Here is a 20712-nt window from a genome sequence, read left to right on the forward strand (position 1 = left end):
GGGCAGTCGCTGCAGTCAAGCATGAACGGTAAAACCAGGCTCGGGGCGCCAATTTGACGCCCCGGTTGCCACTCAGTGCTGATGCGCTTCCCGGGCATTGCCGGCGGCCCGTTCGGTGCCACCGAGGATGTTGAACAGCAGGTTCAACAGCAAGGCGCTCAAGGTCGCCATGGCGATGCCACTGTGGGTGATGGGGCTCATCCAAAGGGGCAGGTGGGCAAAGAATTCGGGACGCACCACGGGGATCAGGCCCATGCCGATGCTCACGGCCACCAGCAACTGATTGCGCCGGTCGGCGATATCGGCCTCCTGGAGAATCTTGATTCCGGTAGCCGCCACCATGCCGAACATCGCAATCGCTGCGCCGCCCAGCACCGCCGGAGGAATCGAAGCCACCAGGAAGGCCGCCTTGGGCAGCAGGCTGAGGACGATCAGCAGGCCTCCGGCCACGATGGTCACGGAACGGCAGCGAACTCCGGTCATTTGCACCAGGCCGATGTTCTGGGCGAAGGAGGAGTGGGTAAAGGTATTGAGGAAGCCGGCGAAGAAGGACGCACCGGCATCACAGAGCAGACCGCGACGCAGCATGCGCGGAGTGACGTCCTGGCCGGTGATCTTGCCCAGGGCCAGGAACATCCCGGTGGACTCGACGAAGATGATCACCACCACCAGGCACATGGACAGGATGGGGGCAAGATGGAACTCGGGCATGCCGAAGTGCAGCGGGGTGACGATCTGCAGCCAGGGTGCCTGGGCCATGCCGCTGAGGTCCACCATGCCGATCAGACCGCAGAGTACGTAGCCCAGCCCCATGCCGATCAGCACGGAAATATTGACCCAGAAGCCCCGCATGAAGCGATGGATCAGCAAGATAGTGCCCAGCACCAGCGCGGCGATAGCCAGATAGATGGGGGACCCGAATTGCGCGGCAGCGCTGCCGCCGCCGGCCCAGTTCACCGCCACTGGAAACAGTGACAGACCGATCGAGGTGATGACCGTCCCAGTGACCAGAGGCGGGAAGAAGCGCACCACCTTGGACATGAAGGGCGCAATCAGCATGCCGAAGAACCCTGCGGCAATGGTGGCGCCGAAGATCCCCTGCAGGCCGATGCCAGGCATCTCGGCCATGGCCACCATGCTGCCCACGGCGGCGAAGCTGGCCCCCATCATCACTGGCATGCGAATGCCCATGGGGCCGATACCGAAGGACTGGACGATGGTGGCGATCCCCGCTACCAGCAGGTCGGCGTTGATCAGGAAGGCGATTTCTTCACGACTCAGGCCCGCGGCCTGTCCGATGATCAGCGGTACCGCAATTGCACCGCCATACATCAGCAGAACGTGTTGCAGTCCTACCAGGATCAGTTGCAGGAAAGGCAAGCGCGCAATGGCGGGCGCATCGGGGACGCACTGTTCGGATGAATCGGACATGCAATACCTCGGGTCTTTTTTATTCTTGTGATTTAACCGCTGCATCTTGGTGCGCAACGTGTCTGTAGCAGGCAAATCTTGATCGGCTGATGGCAAGCAAGCCCGCCTCTACAGATGAGTCCGGTTCTGTAGGGGCGAGCTTGCTCGCGAATCGGCCTGGCGACAGGCGCTGATCAGTTGGTCTGGGCCCCCTGGGCAATCCAGGCACCGATCAGTTCACGTTCCTGTTGGGTCATCTGCGTGATGTTGCCCAAAGGCATGATCTGACTGGTGACTGCCTGGGCCTGGATACGTGCGGCTTGCAGGCGGATCTGTTCAGGGGTATCGAACATCACCCCGGCTGGTGCGGCACTGAACAGGGGGCTGGTGGGCTTGGCCGAATGGCAAACCGCGCAGCGCTCCTGGATCACACTGTGCACCTTGTCAAAGGCCGGACCGGCGCTGGATGCTTGTGCCGGACTTGCCGCTGGAGCCGCTGGAGCCGCCGGGGCTTCTGCGCTGGCTGGCGCCGCAGGTTTGGCGCCACCGCCCAGGGCGGTTTCCGGCAGAGGCTGGTACTCGATCTGGCCGGCGGCCTTGGCTACTTCAGGGGCACTGGGGGCTGGCGTCGGGCCGGTCACGTAGGCCAGGCAGATCATGCCCAATGCAGCAACGGGCAGGGTCCAGGCGAACTTGTGGCTGTCATGCCGGGTGTTGAAGTAGTGACGGACCAACACCGCCAGGACCGCGATCCCGGCCAGGATCAACCAGTTGTACTGGCTGCCGTAGGTGCTCGGGAAGTGGTTGCTGATCATGATGAACAGCACAGGCAGGGTGAAGTAGTTGTTGTGACGCGAACGCAGCAGACCCTTGGCCGGCAGGGTTGGGTCCGGTGTGCGGTTTTCCGCGATCGCCGCCACCAGTGCGCGCTGGGCCGGCATGATGATGCGGAACACGTTGCCCACCATGATGGTGCCGATGATGGCGCCCACATGCAGGTATGCGCCACGGCCGCTGAACACTTTGCTGAAGCCGTAAGCGGCGGCAATCAGCAGAACGAACAGGATGAAGCCGAGCAGGGCGGGTTTCTTGCCCAATGGCGAATCGCAGAGGAAGTCGTAGACGAACCAGCCGGCGATCAATGCACCGATACCGATGGCCACGCCTTCAGGACCGGTCAGGCCGCTGCCGGGGGCAACCAGATAGAGCATCGGGTTGTAGTAGAACACCAGGCACAGCAGGGCAATCCCCGACATCCAGGTGAAGTAGGCTTCCCACTTGAACCAGTGCAGGTTCTCCGGCATCGAGGGCGGGGCCAGTTTGTATTTTTCCAGGTGATAGATACCGCCACCGTGAATCGCCCAGAGGTCGCCGGACAGGCCGTCCTTGGGGTTGACGCGATTGAGGTTGTTCTCCAGCCAGACGAAGTAGAACGATGCGCCGATCCAGGCCACACCAGTGATCATATGTACCCAACGCACGCTCAGGTTGAGCCATTCCAACAGATGTGCTTCCACAGTCTTTACCTCTTGCCTGTCACCCTTGTTGTCGGGTGATCAGACCTTCTCTTATTGGTGGGGGGCGAGGATCAAACACTCATCCTCTTTGAAGAAATGCTCATCGCAGTTATTGCCTTTGCCACTGCGATCAACCACCAGGAAGTCATCCCGCTTTTCGATCGTCAGCACCGGGTGGTGCCAGACGCCGCGATGGTAATTGATGCCCTGCCTGCCATTACTGACGAAGGCGCGGACCAAGCCTGATACAGGTTCATCGCCAAGTGGCGCGACCACGATCAGAAAGGGGTTGCCGAGCAGCGGAATGAAGGCCTGGCTGCCCAGCGGATGGCGTTCCAGCATGCGGATGGTCAACGGCATTTCCAGCGCGTCGGCGCGGAAGATGCTGATGATCGCCTGGTCCTCCGGCTGGGCGGTTTCAACCGTCGCCAGGCGGTGGAAGCGCATGGTCGAACCATTGTTGATCATGAAGTGATCACTGCCATCGGTTTCGATCACGTCACCGAAAGGGGCGAAGGCTTCTTTGCTCAGGGGTTCAATCATCAATGTGCGCATGCTGTTCTTCTTATCTTGAGTTTGTTTTGTCTGTTCTGCGGTCATCGCGAGCCAACTCGCTCCTAAAGACGCGGGTTTGCCTGCGATGGAGGGGCTACCTTATTTCGCGACCTTGCCCAGGAGGCGCAAGCGGCTGACGCCTCCGTCTGGAAACACGTTCAGACGGATATGAGTGATCGGGCCCAGGGCTTTGATCTGCTCGGCAAAGCTGTGCTCGGCGTGCATTTCCAACTTCTGGCTGGGCAGCAGTTCACGCCAGAACAGGCTCTGGGTTTCGATCTGGCTGTCGGTGCCGCCCTTGACGAATGCGCCCTGGATCGAGCAGCTGTCCGGGTAGTTGCCCTTGAAGTGCAGGGTATCGACGATGATCTTCTCGATTTCGCCGGCGTGGCCCAGAGCGACGATCACCCAGTCATTGCCGGGAGTGCGACGACGAGCAGTTTCCCAGCCGTCGCCCATGTTGATCCCGCGACCCGGATTGAGAAGGTTGCCCATGCGTCCGAAGTGTTCGTCGGAGCAGGCCAGGGCACGACCACCGTTGAGAGCCGCAGCCAGGTCGACTTGTTCGTTGTCAGCGATGGCCGACCAGTCGCGGTACGGCGTGCCGTAGACCCGCAGACGCGCTACACCGCCATCCGGATAGATGTTGAAGCGCAGGTGACTGAACGGCTGGTCGTTGTTGATCTCGTGGTAGTGATGGCTGTCGCCTTGCAACTCGACAGCAGATAGTACTTCGACCCACTGGGTGTCTTCGCCAGGTTCGCCTTCGCTCAGGAAACAGGCCTCCAGAGATGCCGATGGCGGGAAGTTGCCGGTGAAGAATGAGGTGTCGATGTCCACGCCCTTGATCGAGCCCGGCACGCCCAGGCGGATCACTGCGCTGTCGTAACCTTCGAAGCGCTTGCGACGGGATTCCCAGCCATCCATCCACTTGCCGTTATCATCGAACACGCCTTCCTTCCATATAGCCGGGGTTGGCTGGAACAGGCGGTTCGCGTCAGCGAACCAGTCATCGGTGACCGAGATGATCTTGGTGCCCAGGCGGGCGTCGGCCAGGTTGACGAACTTCTCGAAAGGGACGGCGTAAGCTTTCATTCTTCTTGTCTGCCTTGAAATAGGTGGCTGGGGATGCACGCAGAACCGGGAGTAGCAGGAGGTATCCAGATTCTCGGGGCTATCCTCAGGAGCGAGTCGCTACAGGGTCAGCAATCTGAACAATGCGATTTTGTTGATCTCTGCCAGCGCGCACTTGAACTCGGTGTCCACCGAGTTGTGGATACGGGTTTCGAACGCTGCGAGGATCTGGTGCCGGTTGCTGCCTTTCACCGCCATGATGAAGGGAAACTTGAACTTGGCCTTGTAGGCATCGTTCAGCTCGGTGAACCGTTGGAACTCTTCGGCTGTGCATTGGTGAATGCCGGCGCCAGCCTGTTCGTTGGTGCTGGCTTCGGTCAACTGGCCCTGGACGGCGGCTTTGCCGGCCAGGTCCGGGTGAGCGTTGATCAGTGCCAACTGGCTGGCGTGATCGGCGCTCAGCAGGATATCGCTCATGCGCTGGTGCAGGCCTTCAATCTGGTCGACGGAGGCGTCAACCCCCAGGTCGTAGGCTCTTTCAGCGACCCATGGCGAATGTTCATAGATGTCGGCGAAAGCCTCGACGAAGGCCTCACGGCTCAGGGTCGATGGCTTGAGGCTCTGGAAAGCAGTCATTGCGCCGCTCCCTGGTAAGGATGGGTCTGTTGCCAGTGGCGGGCGATATCGACACGACGGGTGAACCAGACCTGCTCGTGACCTTTGACGTATTCGATGAAGCGCTTGAGGGATGCCAGGCGGGCCGGGCGGCCGATCAGACGACAGTGCAGGCCGATGGAAAGCATCTTCGGGGCTTCGGCACCTTCGGCGTAGAGCACATCGAAGGCATCTTTGAGGTAATGGAAGAAGTCGTCGCCCTTGTTGAAGCCCTGGACCTGGGTGAAACGCATGTCGTTGGTATCCAGGGTGTAAGGGATGACCAGATGCGCCTTGCCAGTGGGATTGTTGGGTTCCCAGTAGGGCAGGTCGTCGTCGTAGGTGTCGCAGTCATAGAGGAAGCCGCCTTCCTCCATTACCAGGCGCCGGGTGTTCGGGCCGGTACGACCGGTGTACCAGCCCAGGGGGCGTTCACCGGTGATTTCGGTAAGGATGCGGATCGCTTCGAGCATGTGCTCGCGTTCCTGGGCTTCGTCCATGTACTGGTAGTCGATCCAGCGGTAGCCGTGGCTGCAGATCTCATGGCCAGCCTCGACCATGGCGCGGATCACGTCCGGATGGCGCTGAGCGGCCATGGCTACGGCAAAGATGGTCAGCGGAATGTCGAATTCCTTGAACAGCTTGAGGATCCGCCAGACGCCGGCGCGGCTGCCATACTCGTACAGCGATTCCATGCTCATGTTGCGCTCGCCCTGCAGCGGCTGCGCTGAAACCATTTCCGACAGGAAAGCTTCCGATTCCTTATCGCCATGAAGAATGTTGCGCTCGCCGCCCTCTTCGTAATTGAGCACGAAGGACAGGGCGACACGGGCATTGCCCGGCCAGTGAGGATGAGGGGGGGTAGAGCCATAACCGATCAGGTCGCGAGGGTAGTCAGCGCTCACTGCAGTCTTCCTTCTTATTCGTGATAAGGGTGGCGTGGCGGAACCTGAAGCCGGTAACCCAGGTGAGCGTCACTGCGATGGGCTGATTGTATACAAGTTTATATTCACTTTGTAAGCCTGATTTTTTGCATTTTTCTGCTTTTATCGCTATGGCCTACAGCTGCAAGAAACTTGCCTGGATGGTCAGCTAATGGATGGCAAGTCGTCTGTTGCTGTGGTGTTGAGGTCAATCCACAGGCTCCCGGGTGGGGCAGTGCGCGAGTGAATATTTGCGATTATTATTGTGTACAATTTTTTTGAAAAATGTCTTAATCATGACCTCGCCGCAGCCTTTCACCCGTCGAAACGCCGCGGTCCTCTTTCAATCACTGACTCCGGGAGGCGCGAGGCCTGGGCGCAGCAGTTGCGTCAGGCACGCAGAATCAATGGGACGTTTGACTACACACGTTTTGGATGCCGCACACGGCTGCCCCGGCAGCGCTATCAAGGTCGAGCTGTATCGGGTTGAAGGGGCGCAGTTGGAGTTGGTCGCCAGCACCCTGACCAACAGCGATGGCCGTTGCGATGCGCCGCTGCTGCAGGGCGATGACTACCGTTCCGGGGTTTACCAACTGCATTTCCACGCTGGCGATTACTACCGCGCCCGGGGTGTACAACTGCCACAGCCGGCTTTCCTTGATGTAGTAGTACTGCGGTTCGGTATCAGTGCCGAGCAGGAGCATTACCACGTGCCGCTGCTGATCTCGCCTTACAGCTATTCGACCTACAGAGGAAGCTAGGACTTTCCCCCCAAGAATCCTGCGCAAATAGCTTCTTTGGTCCTTGCCCGCTCACACTGCGGGCTTTTTTTCGCCGGTTAAAAAGTCGTCTCCGGCACGTCGGATCCTGGCTGACCGTTGCAGGAGCCGGCTTGTCGGCGAAGCGCTTAACGGCTCAACAGGGATGCGGCTCCAGCCCCTGTGAACAGCCCGGCACTGATGCGATTGAACCAGCTTTGGCCCTTGCCGCTGCGCAAGTAACGCGCGGCGCCATGGGCACCGAGGCCGTAGGCCAGCTTGCACGTCAGGTCCAGCAAGGTCCAGGTAGCGATCATGATCAGCAGTTGTGGCAGGAAAGGCTGCTGGGCACTGAGAAACTGCGGCAGGAATGCGGCAAAGAACAGAATGTCCTTAGGGTTGCTGGCTCCCAGGACAAAAGCGCGCCCGAACAGTGCGTGAAAGCGCGGTTTCGGTGCGACTTCCGGCACCACGGCGCCGTGGGACGGCTGCCGCGATTGCTGCCAGCTCTGCCAGGCGAGGTAGAACAGATAGAGGGCGCCGACGATCTTCAGGGCGCTGAACAGTTGCTCCGAAGCCAGCAGCAGTGCACCCAGGCCCAACGCTGATGCGCTCAACAGGCAGATCGAGGCCAAGACCCCGCCGAGAAAGGCCGGGTATGAGCGGCGCAGGCCATAGTTCAGGCTGTTGCTGATCATCAGCAACGACAAGGGACCCGGGATCAGGATCACTACCAAGGCAGCGCCACTGAACAGCAGCCAGGTTTCCACACTCATTAGATTCTCCATATGCACAAAAACCCCATCCGAAGGGATGGGGCGGGTAGGACCAGGTGCGACTTACAAGAAAATGAACTTGGCGATGAAGATCGCACACAGCACATACAGGCTGATGGAGATTTCCTTGTGTTTGCCCGTCCCGGCCTTCAGTACCACATAGGTGATGAAACCCAGGGCAATGCCGTCGGCGACGGAAAAGGTCAGCGGCATCATGATTGCCGTGACAATCGCCGGAATGCTGTCAGTGGCTTCGTCCCAGTTGATATGGGCCATGCCTCCCATCATCAGCATCGCGACATAGATCAAGGCACCCGCGGTAGCGTAAGCAGGGATCATGCCTGCCAGCGGAGCAAAGAACATGGCGGCAATAAATAGCACACCCACGGTGACGGCGGTAAGGCCAGTCCGACCGCCAGCGGCCACACCGGCGGCACTTTCCACGTAGCTGGTCACCGGTGGCACCCCGACCACTGCACCGAAGACGCTAGAAGCACTGTCAGCCTTGAGGGCGCGCGAGAGATTTTCGATCTTGCCGTCGGCATTCACCAGACCGGCACGCTGGGCCACGCCCATCAGGGTGCCGGCAGTGTCGAACATGTGCACGAAGAGGAAGGCCAGGACCACGCTGATCATGCTGACGTTGAACACCCCGGCAATATCCATGGCCATCCAGGTGGGCGCCAGGCTCGGCGGGGTGGACAGGATGCCGTTGTAGTGCACCAGCCCCAGGCCCCAACCGGCCAGGGTCACGGCAATGATGCTGATGAGGATTGCACCGAATACTCGGTGGTAGCTGAGCACCGCGATCATCAGAAAGCAGATGGCCGCCAGCAGCGGGCCCGGTTCACGCAGGGAGCCAAGCTTGATCAGGGTGGCCGGGCTATCGACGATGATGCCGGCGGTTTTCAGCCCGATCAGCCCGAGAAACAGCCCGACACCGGCTCCCATGGCGAAGCGCAAGCTCACCGGAATGCTGTTGAGCAGCCATTCACGAATCCGCGACAAGGTCAGGATCATGAACAGCACCCCGGAGATGAATACCGCGCCGAGGGCGGTTTCCCAGTTGTAGCCCATGGTGCCGACCACGGTGTAAGTGAAGAAGGCGTTGAGGCCCATGCCCGGGGCCAGGCCCACCGGCCAGTTGGCGTACAGGCCCATCAGCAGGCAGCCCAGGGCGGCGGCGATGCAGGTGGCAACGAAGGCGGCGCCGTGATCGATGCCGGCGTCGGCCATGATGTTGGGATTGACGAAGATGATGTAAGCCATGGTGATGAAGGTTGTCAGACCGGCAATCAGCTCGGTCTTCACCGTGGTGCCATGCAATCTGAGTTTGAAGATGCGCTCCAGCCAGCCGCTGTTCAGCGAGGGCGAGAGGTCCAGCGGAGAGGCTTCGGATTTGCGGCTTTCCACAGCGAGTACTCCTCAAGAGTTTTATTGTTTTTTCCAGAGCCGGGCACGGGAGGGTGGGCAGCGGCTCTTTGAGGCAGGCAGGGCTTGTGGGGTTTGTTGACCTGCGGGTCAAGAACTCACACGTGGCGAATTATGCTTTTGTATACAAAGAAAGCAAATAATGTTTTTGGTTTTGTGTGCGAAAAATCTGAGGACTTGGCTATATCACGTCAGGTCTTTATGCCTGATAGCGCGGAAGGTGGGCAGCGCCTGCTCGGCGGCCTGGGAGGGCGCGCCGAGAGGAAGGGGTTATCAGTCGTCTACAGGTTTTCCCGCCAGTGCCTGGTTTACTGCCAGCCAGCCATTGACCGCACTTTCTCCGGCTTCGGCGAAGGCCCGTTGCAGCAGTTTCACTTGTTCGCGACGCAGGGAGTGTTCAAAGCGCACGCCATCGTCGGTCAGTTGCAACAGGCGTTTTCGTTTGTCGCTGGCCGGGGCGACGCTGTCTACCAGGTGCATTTCCATGAGTTGGCGCAAGGGCGTATTCAGCGCCTGCTTGCTCACCCCCAGCAGCGTGAGCAGTTCTTTCACGCTCAGGCCGGGGTAGCGGGCAATGAAAAACACGATGCGCTGGTGCACGCGACTCAAGCCGCGGCGCTCGAGCATTTCGTCGGCCTTGGCGGTAAAGGCCTGATAGCCAAAGAAGAAGGCTTCCATGGCGGCTTGTTGCGAGGTCTGGCTTTTAAGGTCAAGCATATTGACGTATCTGCGAAAACCGGCGTAATTTCGGTCAAGCAGTTTGACGTATTTCCTCCGACCTTTGCTAGCGGTGACCTCCATGGCCTTCTCCGAACGTGTATCGCGCCTCAAAAGCTCCTTGATCCGTGAAATCCTTGCCGCGGCCCAGCGCCCGGAAGTGATGTCGTTCGCTGGAGGGCTGCCGGCCGAGGTGATGCTGCCCAAGGTGCAGTGGCAAGACATGCCCTTGTCCATGGGCCAGTACGGTATGAGTGAAGGCGAGCCGCAGTTGCGTGAAGCCCTGGCTGGCGAGGCGCGCAAGCTCGGCGTGCCTTGCGAAGCGAGCCAGGTCCTGGTGGTCAGCGGCTCCCAGCAGACTCTTGATCTGGCGGCGAAGCTGTACATCGACAAGGGCACCCAGATCCTGTTGGAAGCTCCAACCTATCTGGCCGCCCTGCAGATCTTCCAGTTGTTTGGTGCCGACTGCCTGACGGTGCCACTGGAGGCCGATGGTCCGGATCTGGCGCAGATGCGCACCCGCCTGGAGCAGTATCGTCCAGCATTCGTCTACCTGATCCCGACGTTCCAGAATCCTTCGGCAGTGCGCTATAGCGAAGCCAAGCGTGAGGCGGTGGCGGCCCTGCTGGACGAGTTCGGCGTGACCCTGATCGAGGACGAGCCCTATCGCGAGCTGACCTTCGACGGTGGCAGCGCGACACCCATTGTCAGCCGCTTGAAAAAGGCCAGTTGGATCTACACGGGCACCGTATCGAAAACCCTGCTCCCGGGATTGCGGGTTGGGTATCTGATCGCCAGTCCGGACCTGTTCCCCCATCTGCTGCGCCTGAAACAGTCCGCGGACCTGCATACCAACCGTGTCGGCCAGTGGCAGGCCATGCAGTGGATAGGCAGCGATCAGTTCCAGCAGCACTTGGGTGAACTGCGCAGTTTCTATCGTCTGCGCCGTGATGCCTTTCAGGTCGCGCTGCAAACTCATTTTGCCGATCTGGCTGACTGGCAGGTGCCCCAGGGTGGTCTGTTTTTCTGGTTGAGCTTGAAACAACCCCTGGATACCCGCACTTTGCTCAAGTCAGCGTTGGAACAAGACGTGACTTTCATGCCCGGCGAACCGTTCTTCTCTGAACCGGAGCGCAATCATGGGCATCTGCGGTTGAATTTCAGCCATATCGATCCGGCACGGCTGGACGAAGGCCTCAAGCGGCTGGCCACCGTAATACGTCAAGCACAGGCTGCACAGGCAGCCTAAGGGGAGGGCCATGTACAAGGTTTATGGCGATTACCGTTCGGGCAACTGCTACAAGATCAAGCTGATGCTCAGTCTTCTAGGGCTGCCTTATGAGTGGCAGGCAGTGGACATTCTCGGAGGCGATACCCAGACCGAAGCTTTCCTGGCGAAGAATCCCAACGGCAAGATTCCGGTACTGGAGCTGGAAGACGGTACCTGCCTGTGGGAGTCCAACGCGATTCTCAACTTCCTGGCCGACGGCAGCGAGTTCCTTCCCAGCGAACCGCGCCTGCGTACCCAGGTCCTGCAATGGCAATTCTTCGAGCAGTACAGCCACGAGCCCTACATCGCCGTGGCGCGCTTCATTGAACAGTACGAGGGCCTGCCCGAAGAACGCCGGGACGAGTACCTGAAGCTGCACAAGCGTGGCTACAAGGCGCTGGATGTGATGGAGAAACAATTGAGCCGTACGCCATATCTGGTGGGCGAGCACTATTCCATTGCCGACATCGCACTCTATGCCTATACCCACGTGGCCCATGAAGGCGGCTTCGACCTGACTCGCTACCCGGCCATCCAGGCCTGGATGCAACGGGTGCAAAGCCATCCCCAGCATGTGGCGATGTTCGATTGAGCGAGGGGCGTTGCCCACTGGACCGGCCTTGTGCCGGTTCAGTGCTTTATGGGGGGCATCAATTCGCGCTGTTCGTCAAAGACTGGCCCAGCAGTTCATAACAGCGCTGCGCGGCAGGACTCAGTTGCTGGCCGCGGCGGCGGATCAGGCCGATCTCGCGGTTGACGTGCTGTTGCATCGGCCCGGGACAACAGCCCGGGGGAGGGCATCAAGCAGCCGAGAAGCGCTGGTTCAGGTAGTCGATGATCACTTTGGATTCATACATCCAGGTGGTCTGCCCATTCTCTTCGATACGCAGGCACGGCACCTTGATCTTGCCACCCTGCTCCAGCAGGGTCTGGCGATCCTGCTCATTGTTCTTGGCGTCGCGCAGCGCTACTGGCACGTTCAGGCGGTGCAGGGTACGGCGGGTCTTCACGCAGAACGGGCAGGCGTGGAACTGATACAGGGTCAGGCCCTTGGCGGCCTGTTCGACTTGCGCTTGAGCAGCGGCAGTGCGCTTCTGCTTGCGCGGGCGGGTGATGAAGTCGATGAAAATGATGAGTTGGCCCAGGCCGACTCGCAGCGCTTTGACGATCACGGTATTGCCTCTTGCCCATGAATGAAGGGGCGGCAGCTTACCTGATTTTTGCCAGACGAAAAAAAACCGGCGATCAACGCCGGTTTTTCTGCTCAGGGCCTGTTACTTGATCAGGCTGAGGAACTCGCTGCGGGTCGCGGCATTTTCGCGGAACTCACCCAGCATCACCGAAGTGATCATCGACGAATTCTGCTTCTCCACACCGCGCATCATCATGCACATGTGCTTGGCCTCGATCACCACGGCAACCCCAAGGGCGCCGGTCACTTGCTGGACGGCGTCGGCGATCTGCCGGCTGAGGTTTTCCTGGATCTGCAGGCGGCGGGCATACATGTCGACGATGCGCGCGACTTTCGACAGTCCCAGGACCTTGCCGCTGGGAATGTAGGCAACATGAGCCTTGCCGATGAATGGCAGCAGATGGTGTTCGCACAACGAGTAGAGCTCGATGTCCTTGACCAGTACCATTTCGCTGTTGTCGGAGCTGAACAAGGCACCGTTGGTGACCTCTTCCAGGGTTTGGGCATAACCGCGGCAAAGGTACTGCATGGCTTTGGCGGCACGCTTCGGCGTGTCGAGCAGGCCCTCGCGGGAGACGTCCTCGCCCAGTTGGCCGAGGATCGCGGTGTAATTCTGTTCCAGGGACATGAAACTACCTGTGGGATTTTACGCAAAGGGCAAGGGTACGGTGGCGGACACGGCGCTGCAAGCTTGGCGCAGCGGCTTTATTCGTCGCGGCCTTCCATCATGGTGCGTTTGAGCATCACGTACAGCGCCCCGGTGCCGCCATGTTTGGCCTGGCAGGAGGTGAAGCCCAGCACCTGCGGATGCTGGCGTAGCCAGGTGTTGACGTGGCTTTTGATCATGGGGCGCTTACCGTCCAGGCGCACGGCCTTGCCGTGGGTAACGCGCACGCAGCGGATTTCGAACTTGGTGGCTTCGGCGAGAAACGCCCAGAGGGTTTCCCGGGCCTTTTCCACGGTCATGCCGTGCAGGTCGAGGCTGCCTTCAAAGGGAATCTGGCCGATTTTCAGCTTGCGCATCTGGCTTTCCTGGACCCCGTCGCGGGCCCACATCAGCTCATCTTCAGGCCCCACATCGATGACAAACTGATCGGACAGCCCGTCCACGGTCGTGGTCTCGCTACGCACAGTGGCAGCCTGGCGCAGCTTGGCGATCTGTGCCCGGTCGGCCTTGGGTTTGCCTGTGTCGGCCCGATCGTGCTTGATCGGCTTGACGCCGCGGATCTCGTTTTTGAATAGGGAAAAATCGTCGTCTTGCATGTCAGCCTCCGCGAAGGGCGGCTAGTTTACCCAACTCGGAACACCTTAAGGCGCGCAAATCGCGCCCAGGGTTGTCAGTCGTGTTTTTTCATCAGGTGCGGCGCCATGTTCAGCGCCAGGGGCTGGCGCATGCGGCGCCGGCAACGCCGCCACAGGCGCACACCGACATACAGCAGTACCAGGCCGATCAGCAGGATCAGCGCCGAGCCCAGTGGGCTGGCGTTGAGCTCTCCCAGCGCCGGAGCGCGTCCCAGCAGGCTTGCGGTCCCAGCCAGGGCCAGCAGCACGCCGAAGGTCGCCAGCAATGCAGAGAATCCAGCCCCCAGGCGCAGGCGCCAGTTTCGCGGGCTTTTGGGCCGCAATCGGCGTGCGTCAAAACCATCGGATATCTTCATTCCGACCTTCCTCAATGGGTATCGGCCCTTCGACCGGGAGTTGACCGGGTGGTTCCTGAGGCTAAGGCAATTGCTGCAAATGCGAGGCGTTTATGGATGAGCGGCCCGCCAGCCGCTCACCAAGGCTGGTCAGGTCAGGCTTGCGGTCTGGGCGAGAGTGGCGAAGTTGTCGGCCATGATCGCCATTTCAGTCTGCTGAACATGCTCGGCGCTGAGAATGCCGCCCTTGTAGGGCAGGTCACGGGTGGCACAGGCGTCCTCCACCAGGGTGCAACGGAATCCCAGGTTCTTCGCTGCACGTACGGTGGTGCTGACGCTGGAGTGGCTCATGAAGCCGGCGACGATCAGGTCCAGGGAGCCCAGATCCTGCAGGCGCTTTTCCAGTTCGGTGCCGTGAAAGGCACTGGGCAGCAGCTTGCCGATAATGGTCTCGTCGCCTTGGGGCTCAAGGCCGGGGATGAATTCGCCGCGCTCGCCCTGAGGGTCGAACAGGCCGCCGACGGTGCCGAGATGGCGTACATGCACGATGGGCCGGCCGGCAGCCCGGGCGGCGGCCAGCAGTTGGCCGATGTTGGCCACTGCCTTGTCCATGCCGGACAGGGCCAGGGGGCCGCTGAGGTACTCTTTCTGGGCGTCGATGATCACAAGGGTCGCGTGGCTCAAGTTGGCCGCTGCATAACCACGACCGCTGAGTTGAAACATCGTCTTTGGAACGGACATTCTGGGGCTCCTGTGAGTGGGGCTTTTGCGACATTGTCCTCCGGCGGAGCGCTTCTGTGAATCGCTACTAACGTAAGGTGCGCCGTTGTTGGCCTGCAGCCTTGTCAAGAGGGGCAAGGTATTGGGCTTCCCGGGCCAAAAGCGGTCTGTCGGGCGATTGTACGGGGGTGGCTTTTCATTCGTCGTCGGCAGGCGCTTTGGCTGTTAGAATTGCCGGTCGTTTTTTCAGGAGTCTGTCCCGTGATCACTTCCCGCCTTCGCACCTTGCGTGACCATATCCGCTGGGCTGTCAGCCGCTTTCATGGGGAGGATCTGTTCTTCGGCCATGGTACCGACAACGCCTGGGACGAGGCCCGCCAATTGGTGCTCGGAGCCTTGCACCTGCCCTGGGAAATCGCCGACAGCTACCTGGACTGCGCGTTGGAAGACGATGAACTGGTCCACCTTCAGCACCTGCTCAAGCGCCGTATCGAAGAGCGCGTGCCCACAGCCTATCTGTTGGGTGAGGCCTGGTTCTGCGGCATGTCGTTCATCGTTGACGAGCGTGTGCTGATTCCTCGCTCGCCCATCGGCGAGTTGATCGAGAAACGCTTCGAACCCTGGCTGGGCACTGAGCCTGCGCGGATTCTCGATCTGTGCACCGGCTCCGGTTGCATCGGCATCGCCTGTGCCTATGAGTTCCGCGAGGCCGAAGTGGTGCTGGCCGACCTGTCCTTCGAGGCCCTGGAAGTGGCCAACCAGAATATTGAGCGCCACGGTGTCGATGAGCGGGTGTTCACCGTTCAGGGCGATGGTTTCGATGGCTTGCCGGGGCAGCGCTTCGACCTGATCGTTTCCAACCCGCCGTATGTCGATGCCGAAGATTTTGCCGACATGCCGGACGAGTACCAGCATGAGCCCGAGCTGGGCCTGGCCTGTGGCGATGATGGTCTGAATCTGGTGCGGCGCATGCTGGCCCAGGCCGCTGATCACCTGACCGAGAAAGGCTTGCTGATTGTCGAAGTGGGCAATAGCCAGGTGCACGTCGAGGCGCTGTACCCCGAAGTCGACTTCGCCTGGCTGGACTTCGAACGCGGCGGTCACGGTGTGTTCATGCTCACTGCGGAGCAGTGCCGCGAGCATCAGGCGTTGTTCGTCGCTCGCGCCTGAGCCATTGCCGGCCCGCGCAAGGCGGGCCTTGAGTCTTGAAGAGGTTGCGACTCAGCGGTGAGTCGCAATCCAGATCAGCAGACCCGCCTGGAAGACCGCAAAGGCCACCAGGCAGGTGATGGTGAAGCGCAGGCCGGTGTCTTCACGTTTGTACTTGGTGACTTTCTCTTCCTGCTTGCGCAGTTTGACTTCCAGCTCTTCCAGGTTCTGCTCGGCCTGTTGGAGCATCTGCGCCGCTTCCAGTATCTCCACGAACTGCAGTTTCTCGGTGTTCCACTGGCTCAGCAGCTCGCCCACCTGAACATCCTTGACGCTGCCCTTGAGATGCTGGGCATCGGCATACACCACGTCGAAGCCCTGGGTGCGCAGCACATGATCGCGACGCAGGCGAGTGTCCTCATTGAGGGCGTCCTTGTTGGCGAGGTCGAAGCCGTCCACCCGGTAGTGCGGCCACTTCTTCTGCGCCCACTGCGCGGCCTGGGCCAGCAGGAAGCGTCCGATGCCACGGTTGAGCGGTTCGATCTGCAGCCCGCCTTCGGGCTCGAAATGCACCCGGTGGGTGTCGTGCTCGACCCAGACATCCAGATGATTCTGTTCCTTGCGCACGCGCTGGCCGGGCAGGCTGATGGTCATGCGCAGCAGGCTGTGCTCTTTGTTGTTGCGTTCGGCATAACCGAACTCGACAAAACGCAAAGGGCGTCCGCCGGTGGCGCGATCGGTCTGCAGGGGCGCCAGGCGCAGCATCTTGTGATGTTCGGCCTGGACATCCGCCCACGGCAACGGCGCCGCTTCCGGTACGGCGGCTTCCTGCTCGGTGGCGGGTGAATTCGAGGTATCAGTCATAACGGCAAGTCCTGTCCAATCGCTGCGCGCCGACAGCAATCGAACGGCCGGCAAAGGCTTATCGGCCGTTTTTTTCAGGACTGGAGGGTAAAAACAGCCTAACGGGTGTGAAGTCCGTCAATAAAACTGATGATGGACCGGCCCAGTTCCGCCGCCAGGGGCAATTGCGGGTCCTTGTAGGACGCCAATTGGCGTTTGAGATCGTTGGGCACGATACGCAGTACATGGTTCATGCCATCGATCAAGGTCAGTTGAGCATCCGGTTTCGCCGCCTTGAGCACCCGGGCGTCGTCGATGCTGACCTGGATATCGTTGCTGCCCTGGATGATCAGCGCCGGCATTTTCAGGCGGGCGAAAGCGGCGGCCGGGTCCTCGCGGAACAGGGTGATCAGATAGGGTTGCACGCTGGGGCGGAAGATCACTTGCAGGGCCGGCGGCACATCGTTGTCGACCTGACCGGCCTTGAGGCTGTCCAGCAGTTCATTGCTGCGCACCATCAGCGCCGGCGGCAGGCGATAACTCAGTTGCTGGCGCAGCACCTGATCCACGGGCCGGGCGGTGCCGGAGATGGAGATCACCCCGGCGGCGTCCAGTTGGCGGGCGGCGAGGCTGGCGATCAGCGCACCTTCGCTGTGTCCCAACACGATCAGTTGGCCCAGGCGCGGGTCGGCCTTGAGCTGCTTGCCCCAGGCCACGACGTCGGCCACATAGGCGTCGAGGGTCAGGTTGCGTTCATCCGGGGTCGCCGCGAGGCTGGCAGCCACACCGCGCTTGTCGTAGCGCACGCTGGCGATGTTGTGCTTGGCCAGCACCCAGGCCAGGCGCTTGAGGCTGTCGTTGCGCCCGCCGTCGGGGTTGTTGCCGTCGCGGTCGGTGGGGCCGGAACCGGAAATGATCAGCACCACCGGCACCGGCTGCGCAGATTTGGGCAGCAGCATCGAGCCATACAGCTCGCCGTGGCCGGTCTCCAGGCTTACGGGGCGTTGCAGGACGGCCGCGTTGACCAGGCCGGTGAACAGGGAAAGGCTCAAGAGAAGGACTCGCAGCATCATCACGCCATCATGGATAAGGTGCCGGTTGGACTCGGCCAGGGGCAGAAGGTTCGAGGATGAACTAGTTGGGTAGCCTGCGTATACTTGCGCCCTTCAGTAATCCTGATTGAGTTATTTCGGCTGATTTCACGGAGCTCCCCGCATGTCCGGCAATACCTACGGCAAGCTGTTCACTGTCACCACCGCGGGCGAAAGCCATGGTCCGGCGTTGGTCGCCATTGTCGACGGCTGCCCGCCGGGCCTCGAGCTGTCCCTGGAAGACCTGCAGCGTGATCTGGACCGGCGCAAGCCCGGCACCAGCCGTCACACCACCCAGCGCCAGGAACCCGATGAAGTCGAGATCCTTTCCGGGGTGTTCGAGGGCAAGACCACTGGCTGTTCCATTGGCCTGTTGATCCGCAATACCGACCAGAAGTCCAAGGACTATTCGGCGATCAAGGATCTGTTCCGTCCGGCTCACGCCGATTACACCTACCACCACAAGTACGGCATTCGTGATTACCGTGGCGGCGGTCGCAGCTCGGCGCGGGAAACCGCCATGCGCGTGGCGGCCGGGGCCATCGCCAAGAAATACCTGGCCAGCCAGGGCATCGTGGTGCGCGGCTACATGAGTCAGTTGGGCCCGATCGAGATTCCGTTCAAGACTTGGGATTCGGTGGAGGACAACGCGTTCTTCAGCCCCGATCCGGATAAGGTTCCAGAGCTGGAAGCCTACATGGACCAATTGCGCCGGGATCAGGATTCCGTGGGGGCGAAGATCACCGTGGTCGCCGAAGGCGTGATGCCGGGCCTGGGCGAGCCGATCTTCGATCGTCTGGATGCCGAACTGGCCCACGCGTTGATGAGCATCAATGCGGTCAAGGGCGTGGAAATCGGCGCCGGTTTCGCCAGCGTCGCCCAGCGCGGCACCGAGCACCGTGACGAGCTGACCCCGCAAGGTTTCCTCAGCAATAACGCCGGTGGCATTCTTGGCGGTATCTCCTCGGGGCAGCCGATCGTTGCCCACCTGGCGCTCAAGCCGACGTCCAGCATCACCACGCCAGGCCGCTCCATCGATGTTGATGGCAATCCGGTGGACGTGATCACCAAGGGCCGTCACGACCCTTGCGTGGGCATTCGCGCCACTCCCATTGCAGAAGCCATGATGGCCATCGTGCTGATGGATCAACTGCTGCGTCACCGCGGCCAGAATGCCGACGTGCGCGTCAGCACGCCGGTACTGGGCCAGCTGTAATGGCGGTTCTGCCAGTCGCTACGGTCTGATGACCGTGGCGGCGCTGCCGTACTGGCGGCTTTCCAGTTTCTACCTATTCTATTTCGCCCTGCTGGGCTCGACGGCGCCGTTTCTGGCGCTGTATTTCGATCACCTGGGTTTTTCCAGCGCGCGGATCGGCGAACTGGTGGCCATTCCCATGCTCATGCGCTGCGTGGCGCCCAACCTTTGGGGCTGGCTGGGGGACTACACCGGCCGGCGCCTGGCGATCGTGCGTTTTGGTGCAATCTGCACCCTGATCTGTTTTTCCCTGATCTTCGTCGACAAGAGCTATGCCTGGCTGGCCATGGTCATGGCCCTGCACGCGTTTTTCTGGCACGCAGTCCTGCCGCAGTTCGAAGTGATCACCCTGGCGCACTTGCAGGGGCAGACCTCACGCTACAGCCAGATCCGTCTTTGGGGATCCATCGGTTTCATTCTTACCGTGGTGGCTTTGGGGCGCCTGTTCGAGTGGTTGAGCCTGGATATCTATCCGGCGGCGTTGGTGGCGATTATGGGCGGCATCGTGCTCAGCAGCCTGTGGGTGCCCAACGCCCAGCCTGCGGTGCAGGGGCCGCGGCTGGCCGGGGAAGGCTTTATCAAGCAGTTGCGCAGTCCCGGTGTGTTGGCCTTCTATCTGTGTGTGGCATTGATGCAGATGAGCCACGGCCCTTACTACACCTTCCTGACCCTGCACCTGGAGCGCCTGGGCTATACCCGTGGCCTGATCGGCATGCTCTGGGCCCTGGGGGTGGTGGCCGAGGTGCTGATGTTCCTGGCCATGAGCCGGATTCTGGCGCGGTTTTCCGTGCGCCGGGTGTTGCTGGCGAGTTTCCTCTTGGCGGCTTTGCGCTGGTTGCTGTTGGGCGGCCTGGCGGAACATCTCGGGGTGCTGTTGTTGGCGCAGGTGCTGCATGCGGCGACCTTCGGCAGTTTTCACGCCGCAGCCATTCATTTTGTGCAACGCAGCTTCGGCGCTCGTCAGCAGGGTCAGGGCCAGGCGTTGTACGCCGCCCTGGCTGGAACCGGAGGTGCCTTGGGGGCCCTGTATTCCGGCTACAGCTGGAACGCCCTGGGCGCCACATTGACCTTTAGTATTGCTAGCGTCGCCGCCCTGGCCGCAGCCGTTATCATTGCCACCCGCATGCAAGAGGAGTTGCCGTTATGAGCAGCCTGTCCGTCTACCACGTATCCAGCCCGGACCTGCCGAACAAGGTTCTGACCCACTTCGACGATATCGCTGCGACCCTGGCCGAACAGGGGATTGGCTTCGATCGTTGGCAAACCTCGACACGGATCGAGCCGGGGGCCAGTCAGGAGGAGGTGATAGCGGCCTATCAGGAGCAGATCGATCGGCTGATGACCGAGCAGGGTTATGTCAGCGTTGATGTGATCAGCCTCAACCGTGACCATCCACAACGAGTCGAGCTGCGTGCCAGCTTTCTCGACGAGCATCGCCATGGCGAAGATGAAGTGCGGTTTTTCGTCGCTGGACGCGGGCTGTTTTCTCTGCACATCGACGACTATGTCTATGCCGTTCTTTGCGAAAGGAACGACCTGATTTCGGTACCGGCAGGCACTGCTCATTGGTTCGATATGGGGGAGGAGCCGCACCTGGTAGCCATCCGCCTGTTCAACAATCCCCAAGGCTGGGCGGCCAACCTGACCGGAGACGCTATCGCCAGTCAGTTCCCACGCCTGGACGATTGAGCGGGAAGCTCAACGTCAACGGGCCGGCCCCACGCAAGGTGGGGCCGGCCC

Annotated in this window: 23 protein-coding genes and 1 pseudogene; 7 read left to right on the forward strand and 17 right to left on the reverse strand. The window is 60.7% G+C overall.

The genetic code is table 11. From position 1 onward, the window contains the following. Positions 1 to 72 precede the first annotated feature (72 nt). The 6 genes from FW796_RS08830 to puuE all read right to left on the reverse strand — a co-directional run bounded on the left by FW796_RS08830 (position 73) and on the right by puuE (position 6115). Complete coding sequence (locus tag FW796_RS08830) at positions 73 to 1431, reverse strand: nucleobase:cation symporter-2 family protein (RefSeq protein ID WP_346632243.1); 1359 nt, start codon at positions 1429 to 1431, stop codon at positions 73 to 75. A 173-nt stretch (positions 1432 to 1604) separates the two neighbouring features. Beyond that, positions 1605 to 2927: a urate hydroxylase PuuD gene (locus tag FW796_RS08835; RefSeq protein ID WP_346632242.1), complete on the reverse strand. Its 1323-nt coding sequence runs from the start codon at positions 2925 to 2927 to the stop codon at positions 1605 to 1607. A gap of 51 nt (positions 2928 to 2978) precedes the next feature. Next, positions 2979 to 3482 carry an ureidoglycolate lyase gene (locus FW796_RS08840; protein ID WP_102880511.1) on the reverse strand — a complete coding sequence of 168 codons (504 nt, stop codon included), beginning with the start codon at positions 3480 to 3482 and terminating at the stop codon, positions 2979 to 2981. 99 nt (positions 3483 to 3581) lie between these two features. Further along, on the reverse strand, positions 3582 to 4577 hold the full coding sequence (gene alc, locus FW796_RS08845) for an allantoicase (RefSeq protein WP_346632241.1): 996 nt from the start codon (positions 4575 to 4577) through the stop codon (positions 3582 to 3584). 99 nt (positions 4578 to 4676) lie between these two features. Next, the gene (uraD, locus tag FW796_RS08850) at positions 4677 to 5192 is read right to left on the reverse strand and encodes a 2-oxo-4-hydroxy-4-carboxy-5-ureidoimidazoline decarboxylase (protein WP_102860803.1); all 516 of its coding nucleotides are present in this window, start codon (positions 5190 to 5192) and stop codon (positions 4677 to 4679) included. Then, positions 5189 to 6115 carry an allantoinase PuuE gene (gene puuE, locus FW796_RS08855; RefSeq protein WP_346632240.1) on the reverse strand — a complete coding sequence of 309 codons (927 nt, stop codon included), beginning with the start codon at positions 6113 to 6115 and terminating at the stop codon, positions 5189 to 5191. The genes uraD and puuE overlap by 4 nt, the downstream gene beginning before the upstream one ends. 425 nt (positions 6116 to 6540) lie before the next feature. Here puuE and uraH point away from each other — a divergent pair, with 425 nt between their 5' ends. After that, positions 6541 to 6894, forward strand: coding sequence for a hydroxyisourate hydrolase (uraH, locus tag FW796_RS08860; protein WP_221811274.1), 354 nt, complete (start codon positions 6541 to 6543; stop codon positions 6892 to 6894). 146 nt (positions 6895 to 7040) lie between these two features. On the opposite strand, the gene FW796_RS08865 is transcribed toward uraH, so the two are convergent. The 3 genes from FW796_RS08865 to FW796_RS08875 form a co-directional block, all read right to left on the reverse strand. Further along, on the reverse strand, positions 7041 to 7667 hold the full coding sequence (locus tag FW796_RS08865) for a LysE family translocator (RefSeq protein WP_346632239.1): 627 nt from the start codon (positions 7665 to 7667) through the stop codon (positions 7041 to 7043). Positions 7668 to 7730: 63 nt separating this feature from the next. Beyond that, positions 7731 to 9080, reverse strand: a complete 1350-nt coding sequence (locus FW796_RS08870) for an NCS2 family permease (protein WP_404937474.1) — start codon at positions 9078 to 9080, stop codon at positions 7731 to 7733. A gap of 291 nt (positions 9081 to 9371) precedes the next feature. Then, positions 9372 to 9815, reverse strand: a complete 444-nt coding sequence (locus tag FW796_RS08875; protein ID WP_346632237.1) for a MarR family transcriptional regulator — start codon at positions 9813 to 9815, stop codon at positions 9372 to 9374. A gap of 82 nt (positions 9816 to 9897) precedes the next feature. Between FW796_RS08875 and FW796_RS08880 the strand changes: the two genes are divergently transcribed. Both FW796_RS08880 and FW796_RS08885 read left to right on the forward strand, forming a co-directional pair. Continuing rightward, positions 9898 to 11064 carry an aminotransferase-like domain-containing protein gene (locus FW796_RS08880; RefSeq protein ID WP_446439252.1) on the forward strand — a complete coding sequence of 389 codons (1167 nt, stop codon included), beginning with the start codon at positions 9898 to 9900 and terminating at the stop codon, positions 11062 to 11064. Between the two features lie 10 nt (positions 11065 to 11074). After that, positions 11075 to 11677: a glutathione S-transferase family protein gene (locus FW796_RS08885; RefSeq protein WP_346632235.1), complete on the forward strand. Its 603-nt coding sequence runs from the start codon at positions 11075 to 11077 to the stop codon at positions 11675 to 11677. Positions 11678 to 11735: 58 nt separating this feature from the next. Here FW796_RS08885 and FW796_RS08890 read toward each other — a convergent pair. The 6 genes and pseudogenes from FW796_RS08890 to FW796_RS08915 form a co-directional block, all read right to left on the reverse strand. Further along, positions 11736 to 11843 (reverse strand): annotated as a pseudogene (locus FW796_RS08890) (LysR family transcriptional regulator); the annotation flags it as partial. Between the two features lie 42 nt (positions 11844 to 11885). After that, entirely contained in the window at positions 11886 to 12257 is a 372-nt protein-coding gene (locus FW796_RS08895; RefSeq protein WP_404937471.1) for a glutathione S-transferase N-terminal domain-containing protein, read from the reverse strand. 102 nt (positions 12258 to 12359) lie between these two features. Further along, positions 12360 to 12905 carry a GTP cyclohydrolase I FolE gene (gene folE, locus FW796_RS08900; RefSeq protein WP_011062625.1) on the reverse strand — a complete coding sequence of 182 codons (546 nt, stop codon included), beginning with the start codon at positions 12903 to 12905 and terminating at the stop codon, positions 12360 to 12362. 77 nt (positions 12906 to 12982) lie between these two features. After that, on the reverse strand, positions 12983 to 13540 hold the full coding sequence (locus FW796_RS08905) for a Smr/MutS family protein (protein WP_103739899.1): 558 nt from the start codon (positions 13538 to 13540) through the stop codon (positions 12983 to 12985). Between the two features lie 74 nt (positions 13541 to 13614). Continuing rightward, entirely contained in the window at positions 13615 to 13935 is a 321-nt protein-coding gene (locus tag FW796_RS08910; protein ID WP_346632233.1) for a hypothetical protein, read from the reverse strand. A gap of 129 nt (positions 13936 to 14064) precedes the next feature. Beyond that, entirely contained in the window at positions 14065 to 14655 is a 591-nt protein-coding gene (locus FW796_RS08915) for a cysteine hydrolase family protein (protein WP_346632232.1), read from the reverse strand. A 240-nt stretch (positions 14656 to 14895) separates the two neighbouring features. Between FW796_RS08915 and prmB the strand changes: the two genes are divergently transcribed. Then, positions 14896 to 15804, forward strand: a complete 909-nt coding sequence (gene prmB / locus FW796_RS08920; RefSeq protein ID WP_346632231.1) for a 50S ribosomal protein L3 N(5)-glutamine methyltransferase — start codon at positions 14896 to 14898, stop codon at positions 15802 to 15804. 51 nt (positions 15805 to 15855) lie between these two features. Here the strand turns inward: prmB and FW796_RS08925 are convergent, their stop codons facing one another. Together FW796_RS08925 and FW796_RS08930 are read right to left on the reverse strand one after the other, a co-directional pair. Then, positions 15856 to 16647 carry a hypothetical protein gene (locus FW796_RS08925; protein ID WP_346632230.1) on the reverse strand — a complete coding sequence of 264 codons (792 nt, stop codon included), beginning with the start codon at positions 16645 to 16647 and terminating at the stop codon, positions 15856 to 15858. Positions 16648 to 16745: 98 nt separating this feature from the next. Then, positions 16746 to 17699 (reverse strand): alpha/beta hydrolase, encoded by a 954-nt coding sequence (locus tag FW796_RS08930; RefSeq protein ID WP_446439253.1) that lies wholly within the window; start codon positions 17697 to 17699, stop codon positions 16746 to 16748. Between the two features lie 142 nt (positions 17700 to 17841). Here FW796_RS08930 and aroC point away from each other — a divergent pair, with 142 nt between their 5' ends. The 3 genes from aroC to FW796_RS08945 are packed head-to-tail and all read left to right on the forward strand — an operon-like array spanning position 17842 to position 20661. Further along, positions 17842 to 18933: a chorismate synthase gene (gene aroC, locus FW796_RS08935; RefSeq protein WP_446439254.1), complete on the forward strand. Its 1092-nt coding sequence runs from the start codon at positions 17842 to 17844 to the stop codon at positions 18931 to 18933. Positions 18934 to 18961: 28 nt separating this feature from the next. Beyond that, a complete protein-coding gene (locus tag FW796_RS08940) occupies positions 18962 to 20119 on the forward strand; it encodes an MFS transporter (RefSeq protein WP_346632562.1) in 1158 nt (385 codons plus the stop codon). Continuing rightward, positions 20116 to 20661, forward strand: coding sequence for a 1,2-dihydroxy-3-keto-5-methylthiopentene dioxygenase (locus FW796_RS08945; protein ID WP_446439255.1), 546 nt, complete (start codon positions 20116 to 20118; stop codon positions 20659 to 20661). Before FW796_RS08940 ends, FW796_RS08945 begins: the two co-directional genes overlap by 4 nt. The last annotated feature ends 51 nt before the right edge of the window (positions 20662 to 20712 follow it).

The sequence above is a fragment of the Pseudomonas sp. 910_21 genome, assembly GCF_052850735.1.

Excerpts from the sequence above, each read along its gene's own strand:
- uraH (WP_221811274.1), top strand. The coding sequence starts at position 6,541 with ATGGGACGTTTGACTACACACGTTTTGGATGCCGCACACGGCTGCCCC.
- FW796_RS08840 (WP_102880511.1), bottom strand. The coding sequence starts at position 3,482 with ATGCGCACATTGATGATTGAACCCCTGAGCAAAGAAGCCTTCGCCCCT.
- folE (WP_011062625.1), bottom strand. The coding sequence starts at position 12,905 with ATGTCCCTGGAACAGAATTACACCGCGATCCTCGGCCAACTGGGCGAG.
- aroC (WP_446439254.1), top strand. The coding sequence starts at position 17,842 with ATGTCCGGCAATACCTACGGCAAGCTGTTCACTGTCACCACCGCGGGC.
- uraD (WP_102860803.1), bottom strand. The coding sequence starts at position 5,192 with ATGACTGCTTTCCAGAGCCTCAAGCCATCGACCCTGAGCCGTGAGGCC.
- FW796_RS08830 (WP_346632243.1), bottom strand. The coding sequence starts at position 1,431 with ATGTCCGATTCATCCGAACAGTGCGTCCCCGATGCGCCCGCCATTGCG.
- FW796_RS08880 (WP_446439252.1), top strand. The coding sequence starts at position 9,898 with ATGGCCTTCTCCGAACGTGTATCGCGCCTCAAAAGCTCCTTGATCCGT.
- FW796_RS08940 (WP_346632562.1), top strand. The coding sequence starts at position 18,962 with ATGACCGTGGCGGCGCTGCCGTACTGGCGGCTTTCCAGTTTCTACCTA.
- FW796_RS08915 (WP_346632232.1), bottom strand. The coding sequence starts at position 14,655 with ATGTCCGTTCCAAAGACGATGTTTCAACTCAGCGGTCGTGGTTATGCA.
- FW796_RS08930 (WP_446439253.1), bottom strand. The coding sequence starts at position 17,699 with ATGATGCTGCGAGTCCTTCTCTTGAGCCTTTCCCTGTTCACCGGCCTG.
- FW796_RS08945 (WP_446439255.1), top strand. The coding sequence starts at position 20,116 with ATGAGCAGCCTGTCCGTCTACCACGTATCCAGCCCGGACCTGCCGAAC.
- FW796_RS08925 (WP_346632230.1), bottom strand. The coding sequence starts at position 16,647 with ATGACTGATACCTCGAATTCACCCGCCACCGAGCAGGAAGCCGCCGTA.
- alc (WP_346632241.1), bottom strand. The coding sequence starts at position 4,577 with ATGAAAGCTTACGCCGTCCCTTTCGAGAAGTTCGTCAACCTGGCCGAC.
- FW796_RS08885 (WP_346632235.1), top strand. The coding sequence starts at position 11,075 with ATGTACAAGGTTTATGGCGATTACCGTTCGGGCAACTGCTACAAGATC.
- FW796_RS08865 (WP_346632239.1), bottom strand. The coding sequence starts at position 7,667 with ATGAGTGTGGAAACCTGGCTGCTGTTCAGTGGCGCTGCCTTGGTAGTG.
- FW796_RS08875 (WP_346632237.1), bottom strand. The coding sequence starts at position 9,815 with ATGCTTGACCTTAAAAGCCAGACCTCGCAACAAGCCGCCATGGAAGCC.
- FW796_RS08910 (WP_346632233.1), bottom strand. The coding sequence starts at position 13,935 with ATGAAGATATCCGATGGTTTTGACGCACGCCGATTGCGGCCCAAAAGC.
- FW796_RS08905 (WP_103739899.1), bottom strand. The coding sequence starts at position 13,540 with ATGCAAGACGACGATTTTTCCCTATTCAAAAACGAGATCCGCGGCGTC.